The following is an 18,695-nucleotide window of genomic DNA, read 5'->3' as shown; positions in this document are numbered from 1 at the left end:
GCTAATGGGCCTGGCTCCGGAGAGTTGCCAGGCCTGAGGATCACTGCATCTGGGCGCGCATCGCCTTCATGGCGGGAGTGCCATCTCGGGTCGTTACGCCGTCGAGCCACTCGGCGACAGTGTTCTGGTGTTCGTTAATCCACTCGCTGGCGACTTCATCAGCAGCGCGTTCATCGCGAGAGTAAGCGTCGACCCACTCGCTCTGGATCTCGCTACCCACCACGAACTGCTTGAAGAAATGCGCGACGTTGGGATCCAGCTCAGCAAGATCGGAGCGCACGACCGTCGCGACACGGCCCTCGAGCTGCGCTGCACCAGAGTCGCCAGAGTCCTTCAGGTAGTGCATGTCGTAGGCGACGTTCATCCAATGCGGCTGCCAGCCGATGAAGGCTGCCCACTCGCCTGCTTCGATTTTCTGGCCCACCTGGGCGAGCATCGCGGGGCTACTGGACTCCTGCAGTCGCCAATCGCCGAGGCCGAACCGACCATCGTCAATGACGCTGAGTACGGCATCGTTGATCCCCGAGCCGGCCTCGATACCGTAGATGCGGCTATCAAAGCGATCGGAGTGCTTGTCCAGATCGGTGATGCTGCGCACGCCCGCCTGCCAGGCATCGTCGGTGACGGCGATGCCTGTAAGAGCCGAAGGCACGTTGTCGACGATTTCAATGATTGTGCCATTCTCAAGTAGCGGGGCCAACATATCCGCCTCCTGAGGGTACCAACCGGCAAGATAAACTTCGAGATCACCCTTAGATAAGGCACTGAGAACTATGCTAACCGCCAGTTCACGCTGTCGAGTATTATAGCCGAGTGCCTCGAGCAGCTGGCTGGCGACTTCGCTCTTGACCGTGATACCCGGCCAAGGAGGCACGCCGAAGCGGATTTCGTCGAGAGTGGGCTGCTCGGACGATGCGGCCTGTAAGGTGGGCAGGGCAAACAGAGCTGTAGAAAGCGCACCTGCCATTAACCAGCGTCGTTTCGTAAATGTGTAGATCATAATAGTTTTTCCCGTCAAAAAGTTTGGTATCTTCACTGAATGAGGCTGTTGAAAAAAGCCATGGTCGAATTACACTACAGCTGTAGGGCGGTGATTTACAGACCAGTTGTCCACATAGCCGCGTTTAAGCAGCCTGTTTATTACGCTCAATTTCCTGCAATTTTCCAGGGTTGAGCGACACGGCTCTGGTGATTTTCCAGTTTCGAGCATCACCAGACCAACGCCTAGGACTCAGGCTCCTTGCTCGTTCATAAACCGCTTCACGTTTCGCTAACGACTCCGCATCAACACCTTGATGCCGTTGTGTGGGCGTCACGAAGTTGATGCCGTTGTGCAGGTGCTCTTCGTTGTAGGCCTGCTCGAACAACAGCATCCATTTGCGCACCGCCGTTAGTGATGAAAAGCCTTTAGCAGGCCACTTCGGGCAGTATTTCAGCGTCCTGAACAACGACTCGGAGTACTGGTTATCGTCGCTCACCCTGGGTCGGCTGTGAGACATCAACATACCCAGTTCTGCCAGCCGCGCTTTCAGCGTGTAGGACGTCATCGGCGCGCCATTCAGGCGCTGCTGACCAGTGGGAAATTCCAGGGGGTAATCAGTCCCACCACACCGATGGAATCCCAGTACCGAAGCGCCTTGAGGTCGGTCGGTCCTTGACGATGCCCTAGGGCCACGGCCGCCTCGGCGTAGTAGCGGTAACAGGCGATGACGTCGTCCAGATCTTGGTAGGCCTCGGGTAGAGCCTTGCCGTTATTGCGGCTAGAGAGCTCGGCTAGAGCCTGGCGACGGGACTCAAGCACTGCCGCGATGGCCCTCAGGTACTCGCCGCGGTCACGGCGGCATCGACGTCTGCCGGGGCGCCGCGGGTCACCTCAGCGATGGGTGTTTCGCGGTAGGGGTCGAGCACTTGGTGGCGCACCTTGCTCTGGCTCGGCACCCAGGCGTTGTCGATGAGCTGTTCGTCTAGAGAGTACATGGAAGAATGCATGGAATCTTATCCTGTTCAGCGAAGGGACAGCCAGCGGCGCCGAGTCGGCCGCATGCCGGGGAAGTTGAGCTCCACAAGGCGCAGCGCTAGGGTCAGCACCACTGTGGTGGCTAGGTAAATACCAGCGATCAGCAGCAGTGGTTCGTAGACCAGGAAAGTCTCGTCGCGGATGATGTTGGCCGCTTGCAGCAAATCCATCAGGGCGATGGTGGAGACCAACGGGATTGACTTAAGCAGCAGGATTATCTCGTTAGTGAGAGTCGGCAGGCAGAGCTGGATGGCCCGCGGCAGCCACAGCCGGGTGAGCACTTGGAAGCCGGAGAGGCCGAAGGCGCGGCCGGCTTCCAGCTCACCCTGGGGCACACTCAGCATGGCACCGCGGATCACCTCGCCGGAGTAGGCTCCCACGCTGAATATGAAAGTCAGGGCGCCGAAGAAGAAGGGATCGCGCAACAGCGGCCACAGCAAGCTTTCGCGGATGCCTGGTATACCCTCTAGCAGACGACCCACCCCGTAGTAGAAGAAGAACAGCTGCACCAGCAGTGGGGTGCCGCGTATCACGGTGGTGAAGGCCCAGACCAGCCAGGCCAGTGGCTTAGGTCCGCGGATTCGCGCCAGCGCCACCCCCACGGCAAGGAGTAGGCCGCCCACCACGGAGACCAGCAGCAGCCAAAGGGTATTGATGAAGCCCTCCCACAAGTAGCCCTGATAGAAGGGGTCGCTCAGCCAAGAATAATCCATGTCAAGCCTCCGTGGGTTGGCCGCGCCGAACATGACGCTCAAGGCGTGCGAACAGCGCCGTGGAGCTCAAGGTCATTAGCAAGTAGATGACACCGGCGACGGCATAGAAAAGGAAATAGGCGCGGCTGCTAGCGGCGGCCTGTTGGATGGTGAAGAACAGCTCGTTAAAGCCGATTACGCTGATCAGAGCGGTGTCTTTGATGAGGATCAGCCATAAATTGGACATGCCGGGCAAGGCATTGGGTAGCATGCCCGGCAGCACGATGCGATGGAAACGGGCCCAGCGCGAAAAGCCGAAGGCTTCAGCGGCCTCTAGCTGGCCCCTGGGGATGGCCAGGACGGCACCGCGGAACACCTCGGTCATATAGGCACCCTGGACGAAAGCCAGCACGCCCACCGCAGTGGCAAAACCGGTTATCTGCACTGCGCCGGCCATGCCCAGATAAGCCAGCAGGGCATCCAGCGCTTGGGCACCGGCATAGTAGAGCAAAAGGATCAGCAGCAGTTCTGGCACCGCACGGATCAACGTCGAGTAAATGGTGGCCAGGCCGCGCAAGGGCGCCCAGGGGCTGAGCTTTGCGCTGACACCCAGCAATCCCAACAGCAGGCCGATGGCGTATGCCAGCACGGCGATCTGCACTGTGGTAAGTGCGCCGCTAAGAATGGGGCCGGCCCAGTCGGCGAGCCCCTCCGATGTCATGGCAGTCATGGTTGACTCTTTTCTTGGTCACAAAACGAAGCCCCCAATGCCGGTGGCACCGGGGGAGCGATGACGGGCGGTCGTCGCTCAGTCGTAGACGCAGACGTCGGTGCCCAGGTACTGCTCGGAGAGACTGGCGCAGGTGCCGTCCGTGATCACTGCGTTGATCGCCTCGTTGAGGGGTGCTCGCAGTGCATCTTCATCCTGGCGCAAGCCGATCCCGATACCCTCACCGTAGGCGTCGTGGCGTGGGGCCGTGGCTTTGATTTCGAAGCCTTCCGCTTCGTCGCGGTCAAGGAACTGCACCATGGCGATCTCGTCAGCCAAGATTACATCTAGGCGTCCTGAAAGCAGATCGTTGTTGACCTGTTCCGCCTGATTGTAAATACGGATCTCCACGCCGCTGTCGCGAAGTTCACGCCGCGCATAGGTGGCGTTGGTGGTGGCTGCTTGAACCCCCATCACCAAGCCGTCCAGGCCGTTAGGAATACCGAGCGCGAGATCGCTGGCAGCCACATAAGAGCCTGGGGTGAAGTAGTAGGGGCGAGTGAAGTCGATGACTTTTTGGCGCTTCTCGGTGATCGACATGGAGTTCATGATCATGTCGATGCGGCCAGCTTGGAGCGAAAGAATAATGCCGCTCCAGCCGGTGGGCACGATTTCGCACTCGCGCTCTATGGCCGCGCAGAGGGCATGCGCCAGCTCCACTTCAAAGCCAGTCCAATCACCGCTGGCGGCCTTGTAGGTAAAAGGTGGGTAGGGTTCGCCGGAGATACCTACTTTAAGGGGCGCATCGGCCTGGGCGCAAAGAGCGATGCCCAGTGTGACGAAAGCGGTGGCGATCTTTAGATAATAGTGCATGGTCTTATCCTATCGTTATTGTGTTTGGAGTATTCAGGCCGCGGGCGCCATGAACTGGCGGCATCGGGGATCCTTAAAAACGTCTTCCAGTGTGCCCTCGGCAGCGATGCGCCCCTGGTCGAGATAGATCAACTGGTCGGAGACCTCCCGGGCAAAGTGCATCTCATGGGTGACCAGAAGCATGGTACGGCCCTCGGCGGCGAGGCCACGGATCACGCCCAGGACCTCGTTGACCCGCTCAGGATCCAGTGCCGAAGTAGGTTCGTCGAAGAGAAGTAGACGCGGTTCCATGGTCAGAGCTCGGGCAATGGCCACCCGTTGCTGTTGGCCACCGGAGAGAAAAGCGGGGTAGGCGTCGCGCCGATCGTCCATGCCGACCCGCTGCAGATAGTGCTCGCCCAATTCGGTGGCTCGCTTCCGTGAGAGCCCCTTGACCCTCATGGGGGCCTCAATGACGTTGCCCAGCGCGGTCAAGTGGGGCCAAAGATTGAACTGCTGGAAGACCATAGCGACCTTAGCGCGCAACCGTTGTAGTTGGCGCCGATCTAGACCGGTAATGCCGCCCTGGGGGTTGCGGGTGAAGAGAATCGCCTCGTCTGCAATCGCTAGTTCGCCCCGGTCGGGTCTCTCCAACAGATTCATGCAGCGCAGCAAGGTGCTTTTACCTGAGCCGCTGGCGCCGATGATGGAGGTGACACTGCCTTCGGGTACCTCGAGAGAGACACCCTTGAGTACTTCTAGATCGCCAAAATGCTTGATTAGCTTGTTGGCCACCACGGCTGGAGTGGTGGCGGTGCGGGTAGGGGATAAATGAGTGAATGATGATGTCATAGGCAATCGGCCTCCGCAGCCGGGGTTGGTGACCGTTCGGCTTGTGCGCGTTCGGCGCAGGCCACGAGGCGCATACTGGCTGCGGCGAGGCGCTCTGCCTCCATGGTAAGGCTGATGCGTACGAAGCCTGCCGCTGAAGGCCCGAAGGCCTCGCCGGAGAGCACCGAGATGCCCTCCTCGTCGAGCAGGCGATCAGCAAAGGCTTGGGAAGAGAGCCCCGTGGCGCGAACATCCACCATAAGGAACATTCCCGCCGGGGGGCGGATGGTGGCCACCGCAGTGCTCTCGGCGAGCGCTTTGCAAACGGCGTCGCGGCGCACCCGGTAGGCCTCGCGCATGTCATCCAGTTCGGCAGGCGGTGTCTTTAGGGCATCGCAGGCAGCATCCTGGATGAAGTCCGGGCAGCCGTAGAGCATGCACAGCGCCAGATGGGCAAGATGCTGAATCAGCGTCTCGGGGCCCAGCACCCAGCCCAAGCGCCAGCCGGTCATCGCATGGGACTTGGAGAGGCTGCTGACGATTACGCTACGCTCAGCCATGCCTGGCAGCGTGGCGGGGCAGAGGTGCTCGCCCTCGAAAATCAGTTCGGCGTAGACCTCGTCGGAGATCAACCACAAGTCGTGCCGCCGACACAGCGCGGCGACCGCCTCCCAGGTGTCGGCATCGATCAGTTGGCCGGTGGGGTTATGGGGGCTGTTGAGCAATATAGCCCGGGTGCGGGGGGTGATGGCCGCCTCCAGGGCCGCTGGATCAAGGCGAAAGTCTTCCTCGCTATTCAACGGCACTTGTACCATCTCGGCGCCGGTGGCGCGCAATACCGCCTCGTAAGTGACATAGCTTGGCTCGGGCACCAGCACCTGGTCGCCTGAATCAAGCAGGCACTGGGCTGCGGCATACAGGCCGCACTGGGCGCCTGCCATGACAATGACATTGTCTGGACCTACATCGAAGCCCCGGCGATGATAATCGTCGGCGATGGACTGGCGCAGCGCCAGCTTACCCTGCACGTCGGGGTAATGGGTGGCGCCACCGCGCAGGCTGGCCACGGCGCTCTCGACAATCGGCGTTGGGGTGGCAAAATCTGGGTCACCCACCGAGAGCACGGTGATTTGCTCGCCAGCGGCCTGGCGGGCCAGGGCTCGATAGTGGATATCCCAGGCCGCGGCGCCCTCGCCGGCAATCCGGTCGGTTAGTCGTGAATAGTGCATATGGATCCCGTTCTGGTTCTGATTAGAGAGAGTCGTCAGCGCCACTAAGTCGGCGTAGTTCGGCCTGCCAGGCGCGGTCGCTGCCTGCAGGGCCCGTCGCCCAGGCGTCAAACTGTTGCGCCACGTGCTCTGCCATGGTGGGTGATGCTAAACGCAGCGGCTGGCCGGTGGCCTGGGCCGCCAGCTGCGTTTGGCAGCTGCGCTCTAGGTTGCGCATGCGCAGGAAGGCTTCGCCGACGCTTCGACCGCAGGTTAGCAAGCCGTGCTGACGCAGGATCATTGCTGCGTGATCGCCGAGGTCCTCAGCCAGACGCTCGCGTTCATCGAGCTCCAGCGCAATGCCCTCGAAGTCGTGGTAGGCCAGCCGGTCGTGGAACTGCAACGCCCATTGGTTGAGCGGCAGTAGGCCTTCCTCAAGACAAGAGATCGCGACACCAGCCACGGTGTGGCAGTGCATTACGCAGTTGACGTCGGGGCGAGCGGCATGGAGGGCGCTGTGTATGGTGAAACCGGCTGGGTTAATGCCCAGCCCAGTGGGGTCGTCAAGTACTTTGCCGTCGGCGTCCACAGTCACCAGGTTGTCGGCGCGCACCTCGGCAAAGCGCAACCCGTAAGCGTTGAGCAGGAAGCGCTCGCCGGACAGGCGGGCCGATATATGCGTATCAATGCCGTCGTCCATGCCATCCAGGGCGATCAGCCGATAGGCAGCCGCTAGGTTTTGGCGAAGATCACGCTCCTCTGAAGTGGTGGCGTTCATAGGCTGGCCTTTACCGCTGCAAGCGCCTCCTTACCGTCGCGGGTAGTTACGCCATCTAGAAAGGCGGCGACACGCTCGGGATGGCTGACCAACCAATCGTGTGCCACGACCTCAAGGTCGCCTTTCTCTAGGCCGTAGGCGCGTATGAACTCGCTTTGCTCGTCGGCCAATAGCACGAACTGTTTGAGCAATCGGAGCAGATTGGGGTTGGCTTCGGCGTAGTCCTTGGCGACGATGGTTTTGACGGCGCTGCTGCCGTTGTCATCACCGTAAACTCCTTCGGGGTCGTCAAGAATCCGGGTGTCGTATTCCGGCACCATCCAGTGTGGCGTCCAGCCGTAAAAGATAATCCAGCGCCCCTGCTTGGCCGCGCCCGCCACCTCGCTGAGCATGCCAGGCGTCGAGGAAGGCTTGCTGTCCCAGTCGCCAAGCCCATAAATATTGGCGTCGATGGCATCGTTGAGCATATCGTCAACTGTGGAGCCGTTTTCGATGCTGTAGACGCTGCGGTCGAAGCGCTCGGCCACCTCCGGATCGGCCAACTGCTCGGCGCTGGTAATGCCAGCATCGGCAACGTAGCCCGGTACCGCGAAGCCCATGCGCGCGCCTTCGACGTTGTTGCCCAGGTCAACAATGGAGCCGCTCTCCATAGCGGCATCGTAACTACCTTGCTGGGCAGGCACCCAGCCGGCCAGGAAGGCGTCGCTATCGCCGGACTGCATGGTGGAATAGCCCACAGTCGAGCTGAGCGGCTGTTTGTCGGTGCTGTAGCCCAGCGGTTCGATGAGCTGAGAGATCATTTCGCTTTTGACAGTCACGCCTGGCCAGGGCGGGACTACCAGGCGCAGATTGTCGTCGCGGTCGGTCGCCAGGGCGGGGCCAGCCAATGCCAGACCGCTGATCAGGGTCAGAATCGTTGCAGTGCGTTGCGTTTTGGCACTCATGAATCAGGTGTTTCCTTATTGTCGTTTGTGGGCGGATAGCGGCCCGGCGTCAGAGCGATGCAGCCCAAGCGGCAGCATCGATTTCGATAATCAGTGGCGAGCTAGCCTTGTCTAACTGACCTAGAGCATCGGCCAGGCTTGCTGGTTCAGTGACACTCATATGGCGACAGGAATAAGCCAAGGCGATAGCTGAAAAGTTGGGGGCGGCCAGGTCGACGCCCAGGTGCGGTATCTCGCTGAGTGACATATAACGACGAATTTCATCGTAGCCATCGTTATTCCAGATGATAACGGCCACCGGCCGGCCCAGATCGCGGGCGGTACCCAGCTCACCGAGCACGAACTGGAGCCCGCCGTCACCGACCAGGGCGATTACCGGCAGCTCCGGGCGCGCCAAGGCGGCTCCCAAAGCGGCGGGCAGGCCGTAACCGAGAGTGCCGAAGCCGGTGGCGGCGTTGAACCAGCGACGCGGGGCAGGCATCGAAGCCAGGAAGTTGCCGGCGTAGACCGGACCGGTGGAGTCGCCGACTATCAACGCCTCGGGCAATGTGTTGCGCAGGGTGGCGAAGAGCGGTACGTAGGGCGCGAGTTCCGAGTCCTTGTCTAGCGCCATCGCGCGGCGCACGGCCGCGACGCGCTCAGCGCCATCGCGGGCAGCCGCTTTTGGCAGATGCCCGATCAGCCCGCGCATGGCCTGGCCAGATTCGGCCAGGATGGCGAGATCGGCGGCCTGATTGCGGCCCAGTTGCTCGGGGTCGATGTCGACCCGGATCAGCCTGCCGTCGAGGCGAAAGCCATCATCGAAAACCAGATCATAATCGGTTTCGCCAAGCTCGGTGCCTAATGCCAGTACCACGTCGGCATCGGCGGCCAGGCGGCGGGCGGCGGGCAGGCTCATGGTGGCGCCTAGGTCCAGCGGATGGTCCCGTCCCAGCACGCCCTTGGCGTTAATGGTGGTAAAGGTTGGGGCGTCGAGGCGTTCAACCAGCGCTCGGGCTGCCTCGGAGGCAGCGGCGGTGCCGCCACCAAGCAGGATCAGCGGGCGCTTGGAACTACTCAGCCAGTCGCTGGCCAGCGCCAGCGCCTCGGGAGCCGGCGCCGGAGGAAAGACCCGCGCCGGTGTGTGCGGATCCTCCGACGCCGGGGCGACCATCACGTCGAGGGGGATCTCGATATGCACCGGGCCTGGGCGCGCGCTTTCGAATATTGCGAAGGCGCGCGCCAGCACCTCTGGCAGCGCCGCAGGATCATGCAGGGTATGGCTGAACAGGCTGACCCCGGCAAGCATTTCGCTCTGGTGGGGCATTTCGTGCAGTCTGCCCTGGCCGTGGCCCAGAGTCTGGCGAGGGTTGACACTGGAGATCACCAGCATGGGCACTGAATCGGCCAGCGCCTGACCCATGGCGGTGGCTATGTTGGTCATGCCGGGGCCGGTGACGATGAAACAGGCGGCGGGCTTGCCGCTGGCTCGAGCATAGCCGTCGGCCATGAAGCCAGCACCCTGCTCGTGACGCGGGGTGACGTGGACAAGGCCGCTCTGGCCCAAGGCGCGATACAGCTCGATGGTATGTACACCGGGAATGCCGAGCGCCGTGTCGACCCCATAGGCCTCGAGCAGTTGGATCAATCGCTGGGCGCAATTCATAGAGTTTCCTTTTCCTTGCTGACTGCCGGCAAGCCGTCAAAGGGTTCGCGGCTCAGAACGCGCTCGACCATCGGCACGAAGTGCTCGAGTGGCAGGCTGTCGTAATCGAGATCGAAGCTGGCCTGATCCCAATCGTCGCAGAAGCGCACCGTGCGCTCGTAGGCGGGATGATCGCGGAACTGCTCCCTAGCGTGAGGGTCCAGGCCGAAAAAATGGCGATAATGGTAGCCTTGAAAGAGCTCGTGATGGCGGATCATCCAAGTATTGAGCGGATCGATGAAGGGTTCGAGGATTCCGGCGGCAATCTCGGCGTGATTGGCCGGAGCCAGGTCGTCGCCGATGTCGTGCAATAAGGCGCAGACCACCATTTCCTCGTCTGCGCCGTCGCGCAGCGCGCGGGTGGCGGTCTGCAGGCTGTGCTCGAAACGATCCACCGGATAACCGTGGGTATCGCCGGACAGGCGATGAAGGTGAGCGAGCACCCGTCGCGGGGCACCGGCGACGTATTCGCGGAAACGGTCGTCGATCAGTGCCCATTCGTCGCGGTGGGCTTCACCGAAGTGGCGGAAGCGGGCCTGGTTCATGCGACATCCTCGTTTTGGTGAGTTTGAGACAGCTGACGGCGTAGTACCAGACGGCGGCTGGCGGTGCTGTCACGGTCCACGTAGCCTTGGCGCATGTGGCGTACGCCGCCGGCCAGCTGGTAGGCGCGCCGGCCATGGAACAAGCGATAGTTGTCCATGATCAACATCTGCCCGGAGTCAAGCTTGATGTGCAAGGTCAGCTCATCGCCGGTGATCAGCTCATAGAAAGCCTGGCGCGCGGCGTAGTAGGCCTCAAGCTCCGCGGCGGGGAGTGCCGGAACCCTCTCGGTACGGTTAGAATAGCGGACGCGAACAGGCTCACCTTGGCTGTTGAGCTCGATTAAAGGCCCTTCGCTTTCCAGATGGGTGTTGTCGTCGCAGTAGCGAAAAGTTGGCGAGACCCGCGTCAGGCACTCGAAGGCAGCCGGATCGCGTTCGCGGAGCAACTGGGCCGCGCGATAGCCGTCGACCAAGGTATTGTCGCCACCCTCAGCGGCGTTGGTCAGGCACTGCAGCCAGATGTAGCCGGGAATGGGGTCACGGTAGGGGTTGTCGGTGTGGGGCTCCAGGCCGCGCTGGGTCATGGTCAAGTCGTAAGCGTTGGCCACCGCCTTGACGTCGGCGATGCCGCCCCAGTTGGTGCGGCGCAGCGGGCCGACACGCTCGATCAATGCCTGCATGCCGTTCTCGGTGGTGGGCACGTCGGAAACCAGCACAAAACCGTAGTGGTGCAGTCCTTCAAGCATATCGAGCAGGGCGTCGTCGTCGTTCAGGGCGGCGGCGAAGTCTGCCTGCGGCGGCTCGGCAAGGTCGGCGTCCCAGAGCGGCTTCGCTGCAACGCTCGATGGCGTCTGAAGCAGCGCGTCTAGTTCGAAGTCGGCACGATGGCCATCGCTGAAGCGGATATGCAGCGTTTGATCTTCGACGTCGGCCTGCTCGATGCGCAGGTCCAGCGGCAAAGCCGCAGCCTCGATCAGCCGTTGGCCGGTTTGTGGGTCCAGAGTGTCGGGGTTCGGGCTGCGCTCACGCAGCCAGAGAGCGGCGAACTCTTTAGTATGCTCGCCATGGACAATGGCTAGACGACAATTATCGGCTAAAAGGCTGGCTTGGATCACGGCGATCTCCGCAGGCGTGTAAGTGGTAGTGGCTATTACCGTATCACTGGCTAGCAGCAACGACTTGATAAAAGTCGTCTTTTTATTGATCATTCTAGCCATGAATGACCCTATCGACACTCTATGGCCCTATCCGCGACCCGACTCGCCGCCGCTGCTCACTCCTGAACAGGCGCAACACACCCTGGACGTCTGGCTGCTACCCAACTTCTCGATGTTGACTTTGTTTTGCATGCTGGAGCCGTTGCGGGTGGCCAATCGCTTCGGTAGCGATCTCTTTGCCTGGCGTCTGCGCTCGCTGGACGGTAAGGGCGTAGTGGCTAGCAATGGAGTGAGTATCGAGGTGAATGCTGAGCTGTCTGGAGTACCTGATGACGCCAGCCTGATGGTGGTGTCGTCCTATCAGCCAGAGGCCGACGTCAGCGCCCAGGATCATGCGGTGTTACGCCGTATTGCAGCCCATGGGGGTTGGCTGGGGGGGCTGGAAACAGCGCCTTTCATCCTGGCGCGCGCCGGCGTACTGAAGGGGTATCGGGTGGCGTTACACTGGGAAAGCGCACCCGCCTTTCGTCGCGAGTTTCCGCTGCTTGAGGTCAGCTCGTCATACTATGAGCTTGACTCCAGGCGGCTAACCGGTGGCGGGGGCGTGGCGAGTATTGACATAATGCTGTCTTGGATTGAGCTCACCTACGGCCCAGCCCTGGCTGACGCCGTGAGCCGCCAGCTGGTTCACCAGCGCCACGAGCGCTCGCCGGTGGATCTCGACGTGCGCTATGCCCGCCTGCCGCGCAGCGTGGTGAAGAGCTTGGCGGTGATGGATGCTAATCTGGCCAAGGCGCTGCTGATCCCCGAGGTCTGCCGGTTGGCAGGCCAATCCCAGCGCCAGCTCACGCGGCTGTTCATCGTGCATTTTGGCGAGACCCCTAAGCAGTGCTATCTGGGGATGCGGCTGGACCGCGCCCAGCAGCTGCTCGCCGGCAGCGACTGTCGGGCTACCGAGGCGGCGCTGGCCACTGGCTTCCAGCACCTGGCGCATTTCTCGCGGGCCTATCGGGCGCGCTTTGACGAATCCCCCCGGGAAACCGCGGCTCGAGACGCGGACTAAGCGCTATCAGGTCTCGGCAGTGAGCTGCCGCTGACGGCGTGCGCGCTGGAACATGCGATAGCGCGACCGCACCTCGTCGCGCTCCATATAGCAGCCCTGCAGCCAGCGGTGGCCGGTGCTGCCCTCGAAGGCGTCCCGGGCATGCAGCAGACGGCGGTTGTCGAAAATCACCAAGTCGCCGGGGCGGTAAGTGAAGCGGATGGCGAAGGCCGGATCGCGCAACAGCCGCTGCAGGATTATTAGCGCCTCATAGGCCGGTTCGACGTCCTCGAACGCGGTCTGCAAAGGGCCACGCAGGAAGTCGGCGATGCGCACCTCAAGCAGCTCGCCCCGGGCGTCGAGGCGAATCATCGGCTCAAACCAGACGTAGTCAGTAGTGCGGGCGGTGTTGGCATAGCACCAGCGCACCCGGGTTAGCGTCGCCCATGCCTCGGGGTGGCGGTCGCGCAGGGCCTCGGCCACGGCAAAGCCGTCCATCATCACCGCCTGGCCGTCTTTCACACTGTTCTCCAGGCAGTGAAGCATCTGCAGTCCGGGGTGGTATTCGCGAGTCGGTAGGTCGACGTGGGGGGGCAGGGCGAGGGACGTGTAGGCGTTGGAGTCGGGATCGGGCTTGGCCTTGACGTTGAATAGCTGGCCAAAGTTGGTGGGACGTACGGGGCCGATGCGCCGAGCGATGCTTTCGAGCGAGCCGGGCTCGGTGGGCAGGCCGCGCAGCCGCACCAGCCCCTTGCCGAGCACGCTTTTTAATGCCGGGGCAAGGATCGCCTCCTCGGCATCGCTGTCAGGTGCGGTATCGAGCAGGCCGCTGGCATCCAAGGTTTCGGGAGCGACCTCGGGGCCGCCCAGCCAGGTGTTCATCGGCACTAGCGGCGCCTCGGAGTCGGTGGCGTTATCATAGTCGTGAGCTCGCAGCCAGCCGGGATGAAAGCGCAGGCGACGGTTTTCTGGGGCGAAAGTCACGCACAGAGCGCCAGCGGCGTCAATATTGACGGCGTCGATTTCTGGCCAAGCGGGCAAGGTGGAAAGGTCCAGGATGCGCTCCCGAGTTGCCGGGTTGACGGTGGTCTCATCGGCGGCGTTCTCGCGCAGCCAGATGCTGTGGTAGCGGCTGACGCGTCCGTCGCTCCAGCGCACCGTGACGAGGCGCGGCGTAAACGAAACGTCGGCGATGTCGGTGTCGATCAGCCAAGCATCATAATCGGGCGTAAGAGGCAGTTTGTTCAGTGACATTAAGAGCTCCTGAGCGTCAAGGGAAGACCGCTAGAGTGTCAGCGATAGGAGGTCGTCTCACTACAGAATCCGACGCTGACTGTGCATAGTTCGACAGTTGCAGCGGCGCATCGGAAAATCAGGAACGCCGACGCCATTCGCTTGGGGTGAGACCATGCCGGCGGCGGAAGGCGCGGGTGAAGCTTGACGCGGAGGCGAAACCACAGGCCAAGGCAATATCTATCACCCTGTGGCGGGTCTCGCGCAGCAGCCGATGAGCGTGATCCAGTCGCATATCGAGGTAGACGCGCTGGGGCGACATACCCATATGACGAGCGAAGAGCCTCTCCAGGCCTCTCCAGGAGAGGCTGAGCCTAGCAGCCAGTTCGCCTATACCAAACGGCGTCTCCAGGTTAGCCTCCATTAAGTCGATGATTTTTTGCAAGCCCGGGTCGTCAGGAATGATGGGGTCGCGCTGACGACTGGCTGGTCGTCGCTCAGGGTCATGAATCAGCTGGTCTCGGACGCGCTTGACAAGATTATCGCCATGGCGGCGGCGTATCAGGTCGAGGCTCATATCGATGGCGGCGCTGCCTCCGGCGCATGAGAAGCCTTCGGGCGTTACTTCGTAGATCGATTCGACGGCGTCAACGCGTGGAAAACGGGAGCGAAATTCGGGTAGAGACTCCCAGTGTAGGGTTACCGTCTGGTCGTCAAGCAAACCGGCCGCGGCCAGTGCGAAGCAGCCGGTGTCTATGCCACCTAGCACGCATCCTGAGGCGGCGCGTTCGCGTAGCCAGTCTAGTAGTGCGCCATTGACGCTGTCGTCGGGGTCGAAGCTGGCACACACTGCCAGGCTCGTTACTAAAGGTGCTTGGGCGATCGCGCAGGTGGCGTCCAACGTCATGCCGTTAGAGGCTTTAACCGGGCCACCGTCTTTGCTGATCACATCCCATTCGAAAAGTGAACGCCCGCTGATGCGGTTGGCAATGCGCAGCGGTTCTATGGCCGAGAAGAAAGCCATCATCGCAAAGCGCGGTAGCAGCAAGAAACCGATTCGCTCCGGAACGCGGATGGGGGGCTGGAGTCTCATGGGCTTCGGGTCGATATCGGGGAGGGGCACCGCGTCCGGTTTGGCATCGTGGCTTCGTTGTGTTGATTGTAAAGGCTGCGCGGCCGGTTGCAACATCGGGCTGCATAGATACTGGTGGTAAGGCGTTTTAAGTGGTGATCCTTGTTCCAGAATTACCGCAGTGATAGGCATTTTTGACCGGCACAAAGTGCTCAAGCTGCTAGCGTATCGACGCCGGGCTGGCAGGCTATGATATTGTCGCCCTACTGACCGATGGGTCTTTTGGCGAAAATTATCTGCTTGAAGGTGCGATTTGAGTAGCGTAGTAATTCACTCAGTATGAAAGCATCCACTGCTAGCCGGCTGGTTACCAAGTGTCGAGGCTAAGGATGATGAAAGCCCCGCTATTGAAGTCTGAAGGCCTATTTCGACTAACCCCCGGCATCTTTTACTTGTCGAGGCGACGAGGGTCGGCCATGATGGTTAGCTAACGTCCTTTCTGACATTTTGTCCCATGCGCCTCAATTATTCCGGCCCTAATCCCGAACTAATCGGTTTTCTTCTGCTGCCACGCTTCTCGATGATGGCCTTCTTCTCGGCTGTCGAGCCGCTGCGAATCGCCAACCGTATCAGTGGCCGACCGCTCTTTGAATGGATGCTGATCAGCGAGAACGGAGGATCTGTGACCGCTTCCAACGGTATGACACTGCTCGCCGATCAGACCATCGAAGCGGTGCCTCATCTGCCGTCGTTGGCTTTATGCAGCGGCTTCGATCCCGAACGTTATCTGAGCCCCGCCCTGGTACGCTGGCTGCGCCGACTGTCCGCTGCCGGCTGCGTGCTGGGCGGGCTCGATACCGGTTGTTTCGTGCTGGCTGCGGCGGGGCTGTTGAATGGCGAGCGAGTCACTCTTCACTGGGAGAGCCTTCCGTCATTTAAGGAACGCTTTCCAGCGATCGCCACCTCAAACGAACTTTTTGAACTCGGGGCGCGGCGTTTCTCATGTGCCGGGGGCACAGCAGCCATGGACATGGCGCTAGACGTTATCGCTCGTCGCCATGGGCAGCGTTTAGCCATCGACGTTTCCGAGCAGTTGGTCCATGAGCGTATGCGCACGCGTCACGATCAGCAGCGTATGACATTGGCACGACGGCTTGACACCCACAACGCTCGACTGGTGGAGGCTGTTGATCTGATGGAACGTCATTTGGAGACGCCGCTATCGCTTGCCGACGTTGCACGGCGCAGCGGGGTCTCGCTGCGCCAGTTGCAACGTATTTTTGAGCACGAGTTGAGAAGTTCGCCTCGCGATTGGTATCTGGGACTGCGCCTGGAACGAGCTTACCACCTGTTAACAGAAACCGATCTTGATGTGCTGGTGGTGGGCTTAGCTTGCGGCTTCGCTTCGAGCTCCAGCTTCTCAAGGGCTTTCCGCCAGCGCTATGGTAGCTCGCCCAGGCAAGTCCGATAAGTGTGAAGAATAGTCCAGTTATACGGTAAGTGAATTATACGTCTACCGCCCACACTGCCAAGCCGCAAGGCAGATTGGCGGCAGAATTCAGTTTGAGAAAGGTCTGCATTCACATGCTGCGTCAGTCCCGATTCGGCAGTCCAATGCGGCGCCCGGCAAGCTGCGGCCAAGCATTGACGGCGAGATTCGGCAGCTTGCTAATAGCTGTCGCGACGGGCGGCGGGAAGGGCGCTGGCCGGCCGGCCTCGCTGTCGATGCCCATCAGCATCTGCTCGCTGGTGGCTAGCAGACTGCGCTCGGCGTCACGCATTTCGAAAAATACATGCAAACGTTTAGCGTCGCTGTCGAGCACCGTCGCCTCGACGTTGAGCGGCTGATGCTCGTGAGCTTCGCGACGATAGCAAAGGTGGGTCTCTAACGTGTAGATGGTGTAGCCGTGGCGACGCCGTCCGGCATCGTCTAGTCCGATGGCATCTAGTAGCGCTTCGACACTCAAGGAGAATACTCGGGCATATTCGGCGTCGTTCATGTGGCCGTTGTAGTCGACCCATTCCGGGGCAACGCGGGTTTCGAGTAATGCCATCAGATGCGCCCCTTGAGCCCCTCGGCTTCGGGCCAGTAATTCTGTACCAGATCGAGCAATTCAACCAGGAAATCATCTCGACGCCGGTCGAGCTCGGCGACGGACCGGCCAGCGGCCTGGAATTCAGAGCCTTTGACGACCTTTTCGATCAGTTCATCGGTGAGCTCCGGAGCCTCGAGCTTAGTCCAGGGTAGCTTCAGTGCCGGACCGAACTGCTCAAGCATATGGCGCATACCCGACTCGCCGCCGGCCAGGTGGAAGGTCATGAAAGTGCCCATCAGTGCCCAGCGCAAGCCACATCCGTAAACCACGGCGGCGTCTATCTCCTCTGTGGTGGCTACGCCGTCGTTGACCAAGTGCAGTGCCTCGCGCCACAGCGCCTCCATCAGCCGGTCGGCAATATGCCCCTCGATTTCGCGACGCACGATCAGTGGCCGCATGGCCAGAGACTGGTAGAGTTTTTGAGCGATGCCGGTCTGTTCGGTGCTGGTGGCTTCACCGCCAACCAGCTCCACCAGCGGCAGCAGGTAAACCGGGTTGAAGGGGTGGGCGACGATCACGCGTCCCGGCGCTTGCCGGCAGTCCCGCTGTAGATCGCTGGGTTTGAAACCAGACGTGGACGAGCCAATAATCACGCTTGGTGCGGCAGCGGCATCGATCGCCGCGAGAATTTCCTGCTTGAGCTCGAGACGTTCGGGGACGTTCTCCTGAATTAGGTCGGCACCCTTGACGGCCGTCTCCAGGCTGTCAGCGAAGGTCAGCCGCGCGGGGTCGGCGCTCTCGGCCAGCCCCAGTTTCTCAAGCGACGGCCAGGCACTCGTGACGAAGTCGCGGGTGCGAACCTCAGCGTCTTCAGCCGGATCGAAGGCGACCACGTCCCAGCTTTGGGCCAGCGCCCGGGCGATCCAGCCGTTGCCGATGACGCCGGTGCCGATGACGGTTAGTTGCTGACTCATGCATCACCTCCTGCAGCTGTCTCGACGATCAAGCCGCTGGCCGGGTCGCGCAGTTTGAGATGGGCGCGGGTCTCGGCAGGCGTCATGATGCGGCCGCCGAGCGCATCGATGATGCCGCCGGCCTTCTCAACCAGACTGCCGTTGGTGGCCAGCACGCCTTTCTCGAGAAGCAGATTATCTTCCAGTCCGACCCGGGCGTGGCCGCCGAGCAACATTGCTTGGGCAACCATGGGCATCTGGTGGCGGCCGATGCCGAAGGCGGCCCAGTTGGCGTCTTTTGGCAGCTTGCTGCGCATTGCCAGCATGGTCTCGGTGTCGGCCTCAGCGCCCCAGGGGATGCCCAGGCACAGCTGAAAGAGCGGGTCACCGTCGATCAGGCCTTCTTGCTGCAACTGGCGGGCGAACCAGACGTGGCCCAGATCGAAGCACTCCAGCTCCGGCTTGACGCCGGCGGCCTGTACCAGGCGGGCGTGCTCGCGTAGCCAATTAGCGGTGTTGACGTAGACCATATTGTCGAAGTTGAGGCTGCCACAGTCTAGGGTGCAGAGTTCCGGAAGTAGCTCGGCCACCGGTTCGTGACGCTGGGCCGGGGTCTGCATGTCGGTGCCTGGGCCGCCGCGGGTAGGGTCCTCGACGTCCGGAATCCAGTCGCCGCCGCCGCCGGCGGTGATGTTCATGACGATGTCGGTATCCGCCTCACGAACCCGGTCCATCACCTCGCGGTAGTGCTCGATCGAATGGCTGATGCCGCCGGTTTCGGGGTCGCGCACGTGGATGTGCGCCACGCTGGCGCCGGCTCGAGCGGCCTCGATGCAGCTGTCGGCGATCTGTTTGGGGGTGATCGGTACGTGGGAGCTTTTGCCGGTGGTATCGCCAGCACCAGTGATGGCGCAGGTCAGAATGACATTACGGTTCATGGGA

20 protein-coding genes and 1 pseudogene are annotated in these 18,695 nt (G+C 61.4%); 2 read left to right on the top strand and 19 right to left on the bottom strand.

Annotated elements, in window-relative coordinates:
- Positions 1 to 40: 40 nt before the first annotated feature.
- The 14 genes and pseudogenes from ATI45_RS05405 to ATI45_RS05345 all read right to left on the bottom strand — a co-directional run bounded on the left by ATI45_RS05405 (position 41) and on the right by ATI45_RS05345 (position 11,477).
- Positions 41 to 1,000 (bottom strand): ABC transporter substrate-binding protein, encoded by a 960-nt coding sequence (locus ATI45_RS05405; RefSeq protein ID WP_098418601.1) that lies wholly within the window; start codon positions 998 to 1,000, stop codon positions 41 to 43.
- Positions 1,001 to 1,124: 124 nt separating this feature from the next.
- A pseudogene (locus ATI45_RS05400) lies at positions 1,125 to 1,559 on the bottom strand (integrase core domain-containing protein); the annotation flags it as partial.
- Positions 1,559 to 1,801 carry an aldehyde dehydrogenase family protein gene (locus tag ATI45_RS22390; RefSeq protein ID WP_218926113.1) on the bottom strand — a complete coding sequence of 81 codons (243 nt, stop codon included), beginning with the start codon at positions 1,799 to 1,801 and terminating at the stop codon, positions 1,559 to 1,561. The gene ATI45_RS22390 and the pseudogene ATI45_RS05400, both read right to left, overlap by 1 nt.
- A gap of 14 nt (positions 1,802 to 1,815) precedes the next feature.
- Positions 1,816 to 1,989: a hypothetical protein gene (locus tag ATI45_RS22385; protein WP_218925903.1), complete on the bottom strand. Its 174-nt coding sequence runs from the start codon at positions 1,987 to 1,989 to the stop codon at positions 1,816 to 1,818.
- Between the two features lie 15 nt (positions 1,990 to 2,004).
- A complete protein-coding gene (locus tag ATI45_RS05390) occupies positions 2,005 to 2,730 on the bottom strand; it encodes an ABC transporter permease (RefSeq protein ID WP_098418599.1) in 726 nt (241 codons plus the stop codon).
- Between the two features lies 1 nt (position 2,731).
- The gene (locus ATI45_RS05385; protein ID WP_098418598.1) at positions 2,732 to 3,439 is read right to left on the bottom strand and encodes an ABC transporter permease; all 708 of its coding nucleotides are present in this window, start codon (positions 3,437 to 3,439) and stop codon (positions 2,732 to 2,734) included.
- Between the two features lie 78 nt (positions 3,440 to 3,517).
- Positions 3,518 to 4,291 carry a transporter substrate-binding domain-containing protein gene (locus ATI45_RS05380; RefSeq protein ID WP_098418597.1) on the bottom strand — a complete coding sequence of 258 codons (774 nt, stop codon included), beginning with the start codon at positions 4,289 to 4,291 and terminating at the stop codon, positions 3,518 to 3,520.
- Between the two features lie 33 nt (positions 4,292 to 4,324).
- Entirely contained in the window at positions 4,325 to 5,122 is a 798-nt protein-coding gene (locus tag ATI45_RS05375) for an amino acid ABC transporter ATP-binding protein (protein WP_098418596.1), read from the bottom strand.
- Positions 5,119 to 6,330, bottom strand: a complete 1,212-nt coding sequence (locus ATI45_RS05370; RefSeq protein ID WP_098418595.1) for a pyridoxal phosphate-dependent aminotransferase — start codon at positions 6,328 to 6,330, stop codon at positions 5,119 to 5,121. The genes ATI45_RS05375 and ATI45_RS05370 overlap by 4 nt, the downstream gene beginning before the upstream one ends.
- A 22-nt stretch (positions 6,331 to 6,352) precedes the next feature.
- Complete coding sequence (locus ATI45_RS05365) at positions 6,353 to 7,087, bottom strand: class II aldolase/adducin family protein (protein ID WP_098418594.1); 735 nt, start codon at positions 7,085 to 7,087, stop codon at positions 6,353 to 6,355.
- Complete coding sequence (locus ATI45_RS05360; protein ID WP_098418593.1) at positions 7,084 to 8,031, bottom strand: glycine betaine ABC transporter substrate-binding protein; 948 nt, start codon at positions 8,029 to 8,031, stop codon at positions 7,084 to 7,086. The genes ATI45_RS05365 and ATI45_RS05360 overlap by 4 nt, the downstream gene beginning before the upstream one ends.
- A gap of 49 nt (positions 8,032 to 8,080) precedes the next feature.
- Entirely contained in the window at positions 8,081 to 9,676 is a 1,596-nt protein-coding gene (locus tag ATI45_RS05355) for a 5-guanidino-2-oxopentanoate decarboxylase (protein ID WP_098418592.1), read from the bottom strand.
- Complete coding sequence (locus ATI45_RS05350) at positions 9,673 to 10,260, bottom strand: HD domain-containing protein (RefSeq protein WP_098418591.1); 588 nt, start codon at positions 10,258 to 10,260, stop codon at positions 9,673 to 9,675. The genes ATI45_RS05355 and ATI45_RS05350 overlap by 4 nt, the downstream gene beginning before the upstream one ends.
- Entirely contained in the window at positions 10,257 to 11,477 is a 1,221-nt protein-coding gene (locus ATI45_RS05345) for a TauD/TfdA family dioxygenase (protein ID WP_218926112.1), read from the bottom strand. Before ATI45_RS05345 ends, ATI45_RS05350 begins: the two co-directional genes overlap by 4 nt.
- On the opposite strand from ATI45_RS05345, the gene ATI45_RS05340 reads away from it, so the two are divergent.
- Positions 11,476 to 12,480: a GlxA family transcriptional regulator gene (locus ATI45_RS05340; protein WP_098421658.1), complete on the top strand. Its 1,005-nt coding sequence runs from the start codon at positions 11,476 to 11,478 to the stop codon at positions 12,478 to 12,480. The genes ATI45_RS05345 and ATI45_RS05340 overlap by 2 nt on opposite strands.
- 6 nt (positions 12,481 to 12,486) lie before the next feature.
- Here ATI45_RS05340 and ATI45_RS05335 read toward each other — a convergent pair whose 3' ends face one another.
- Both ATI45_RS05335 and ATI45_RS05330 read right to left on the bottom strand, forming a co-directional pair.
- A complete protein-coding gene (locus ATI45_RS05335; protein ID WP_098418589.1) occupies positions 12,487 to 13,713 on the bottom strand; it encodes a TauD/TfdA family dioxygenase in 1,227 nt (408 codons plus the stop codon).
- 118 nt (positions 13,714 to 13,831) lie between these two features.
- A complete protein-coding gene (locus ATI45_RS05330) occupies positions 13,832 to 14,785 on the bottom strand; it encodes a GlxA family transcriptional regulator (RefSeq protein WP_179888225.1) in 954 nt (317 codons plus the stop codon).
- A gap of 493 nt (positions 14,786 to 15,278) precedes the next feature.
- On the opposite strand from ATI45_RS05330, the gene ATI45_RS05325 reads away from it, so the two are divergent.
- Positions 15,279 to 16,235 (top strand): GlxA family transcriptional regulator, encoded by a 957-nt coding sequence (locus ATI45_RS05325; protein WP_098418587.1) that lies wholly within the window; start codon positions 15,279 to 15,281, stop codon positions 16,233 to 16,235.
- 121 nt (positions 16,236 to 16,356) lie between these two features.
- Here the strand turns inward: ATI45_RS05325 and ATI45_RS05320 are convergent, their stop codons facing one another.
- Genes ATI45_RS05320 through ATI45_RS05310 form a run of 3 tightly spaced genes read right to left on the bottom strand, consistent with a single transcriptional unit; the run spans position 16,357 to position 18,691 of the window.
- On the bottom strand, positions 16,357 to 16,818 hold the full coding sequence (locus ATI45_RS05320; RefSeq protein ID WP_018405291.1) for a thioesterase family protein: 462 nt from the start codon (positions 16,816 to 16,818) through the stop codon (positions 16,357 to 16,359).
- Positions 16,818 to 17,774, bottom strand: coding sequence for an L-carnitine dehydrogenase (locus tag ATI45_RS05315; protein ID WP_098418586.1), 957 nt, complete (start codon positions 17,772 to 17,774; stop codon positions 16,818 to 16,820). Before ATI45_RS05315 ends, ATI45_RS05320 begins: the two co-directional genes overlap by 1 nt.
- The gene (locus ATI45_RS05310; protein ID WP_098418585.1) at positions 17,771 to 18,691 is read right to left on the bottom strand and encodes a 3-keto-5-aminohexanoate cleavage protein; all 921 of its coding nucleotides are present in this window, start codon (positions 18,689 to 18,691) and stop codon (positions 17,771 to 17,773) included. Before ATI45_RS05310 ends, ATI45_RS05315 begins: the two co-directional genes overlap by 4 nt.
- Between the last annotated feature and the right edge of the window lie 4 nt (positions 18,692 to 18,695).

This window comes from Marinobacter sp. LV10MA510-1, from assembly GCF_002563885.1.
In the GTDB taxonomy this organism is placed as follows: domain Bacteria; phylum Pseudomonadota; class Gammaproteobacteria; order Pseudomonadales; family Oleiphilaceae; genus Marinobacter.
The sequence above is the reverse complement of the archived record's forward strand: the minus strand, read 5'-3'. Positions and strand labels throughout refer to the sequence as shown.

Bases quoted from the DNA above. Each gene is read 5' to 3' on its own strand.
- ATI45_RS05325 (WP_098418587.1), top strand. From the start codon at position 15,279: ATGCGCCTCAATTATTCCGGCCCTAATCCCGAACTAATCGGTTTTCTT.
- ATI45_RS05335 (WP_098418589.1), bottom strand. From the start codon at position 13,713: ATGTCACTGAACAAACTGCCTCTTACGCCCGATTATGATGCTTGGCTG.
- ATI45_RS05330 (WP_179888225.1), bottom strand. From the start codon at position 14,785: ATGAGACTCCAGCCCCCCATCCGCGTTCCGGAGCGAATCGGTTTCTTG.
- ATI45_RS05380 (WP_098418597.1), bottom strand. From the start codon at position 4,291: ATGCACTATTATCTAAAGATCGCCACCGCTTTCGTCACACTGGGCATC.
- ATI45_RS05355 (WP_098418592.1), bottom strand. From the start codon at position 9,676: ATGAATTGCGCCCAGCGATTGATCCAACTGCTCGAGGCCTATGGGGTC.
- ATI45_RS05320 (WP_018405291.1), bottom strand. From the start codon at position 16,818: ATGGCATTACTCGAAACCCGCGTTGCCCCGGAATGGGTCGACTACAAC.
- ATI45_RS05360 (WP_098418593.1), bottom strand. From the start codon at position 8,031: ATGAGTGCCAAAACGCAACGCACTGCAACGATTCTGACCCTGATCAGC.
- ATI45_RS05310 (WP_098418585.1), bottom strand. From the start codon at position 18,691: ATGAACCGTAATGTCATTCTGACCTGCGCCATCACTGGTGCTGGCGAT.
- ATI45_RS05345 (WP_218926112.1), bottom strand. From the start codon at position 11,477: ATGGCTAGAATGATCAATAAAAAGACGACTTTTATCAAGTCGTTGCTG.
- ATI45_RS05370 (WP_098418595.1), bottom strand. From the start codon at position 6,330: ATGCACTATTCACGACTAACCGACCGGATTGCCGGCGAGGGCGCCGCG.
- ATI45_RS05350 (WP_098418591.1), bottom strand. From the start codon at position 10,260: ATGAACCAGGCCCGCTTCCGCCACTTCGGTGAAGCCCACCGCGACGAA.
- ATI45_RS05375 (WP_098418596.1), bottom strand. From the start codon at position 5,122: ATGACATCATCATTCACTCATTTATCCCCTACCCGCACCGCCACCACT.
- ATI45_RS05390 (WP_098418599.1), bottom strand. From the start codon at position 2,730: ATGGATTATTCTTGGCTGAGCGACCCCTTCTATCAGGGCTACTTGTGG.
- ATI45_RS05405 (WP_098418601.1), bottom strand. From the start codon at position 1,000: ATGATCTACACATTTACGAAACGACGCTGGTTAATGGCAGGTGCGCTT.
- ATI45_RS05385 (WP_098418598.1), bottom strand. From the start codon at position 3,439: ATGACTGCCATGACATCGGAGGGGCTCGCCGACTGGGCCGGCCCCATT.
- ATI45_RS05315 (WP_098418586.1), bottom strand. From the start codon at position 17,774: ATGAGTCAGCAACTAACCGTCATCGGCACCGGCGTCATCGGCAACGGC.
- ATI45_RS05340 (WP_098421658.1), top strand. From the start codon at position 11,476: ATGAATGACCCTATCGACACTCTATGGCCCTATCCGCGACCCGACTCG.
- ATI45_RS22385 (WP_218925903.1), bottom strand. From the start codon at position 1,989: ATGCATTCTTCCATGTACTCTCTAGACGAACAGCTCATCGACAACGCC.
- ATI45_RS05365 (WP_098418594.1), bottom strand. From the start codon at position 7,087: ATGAACGCCACCACTTCAGAGGAGCGTGATCTTCGCCAAAACCTAGCG.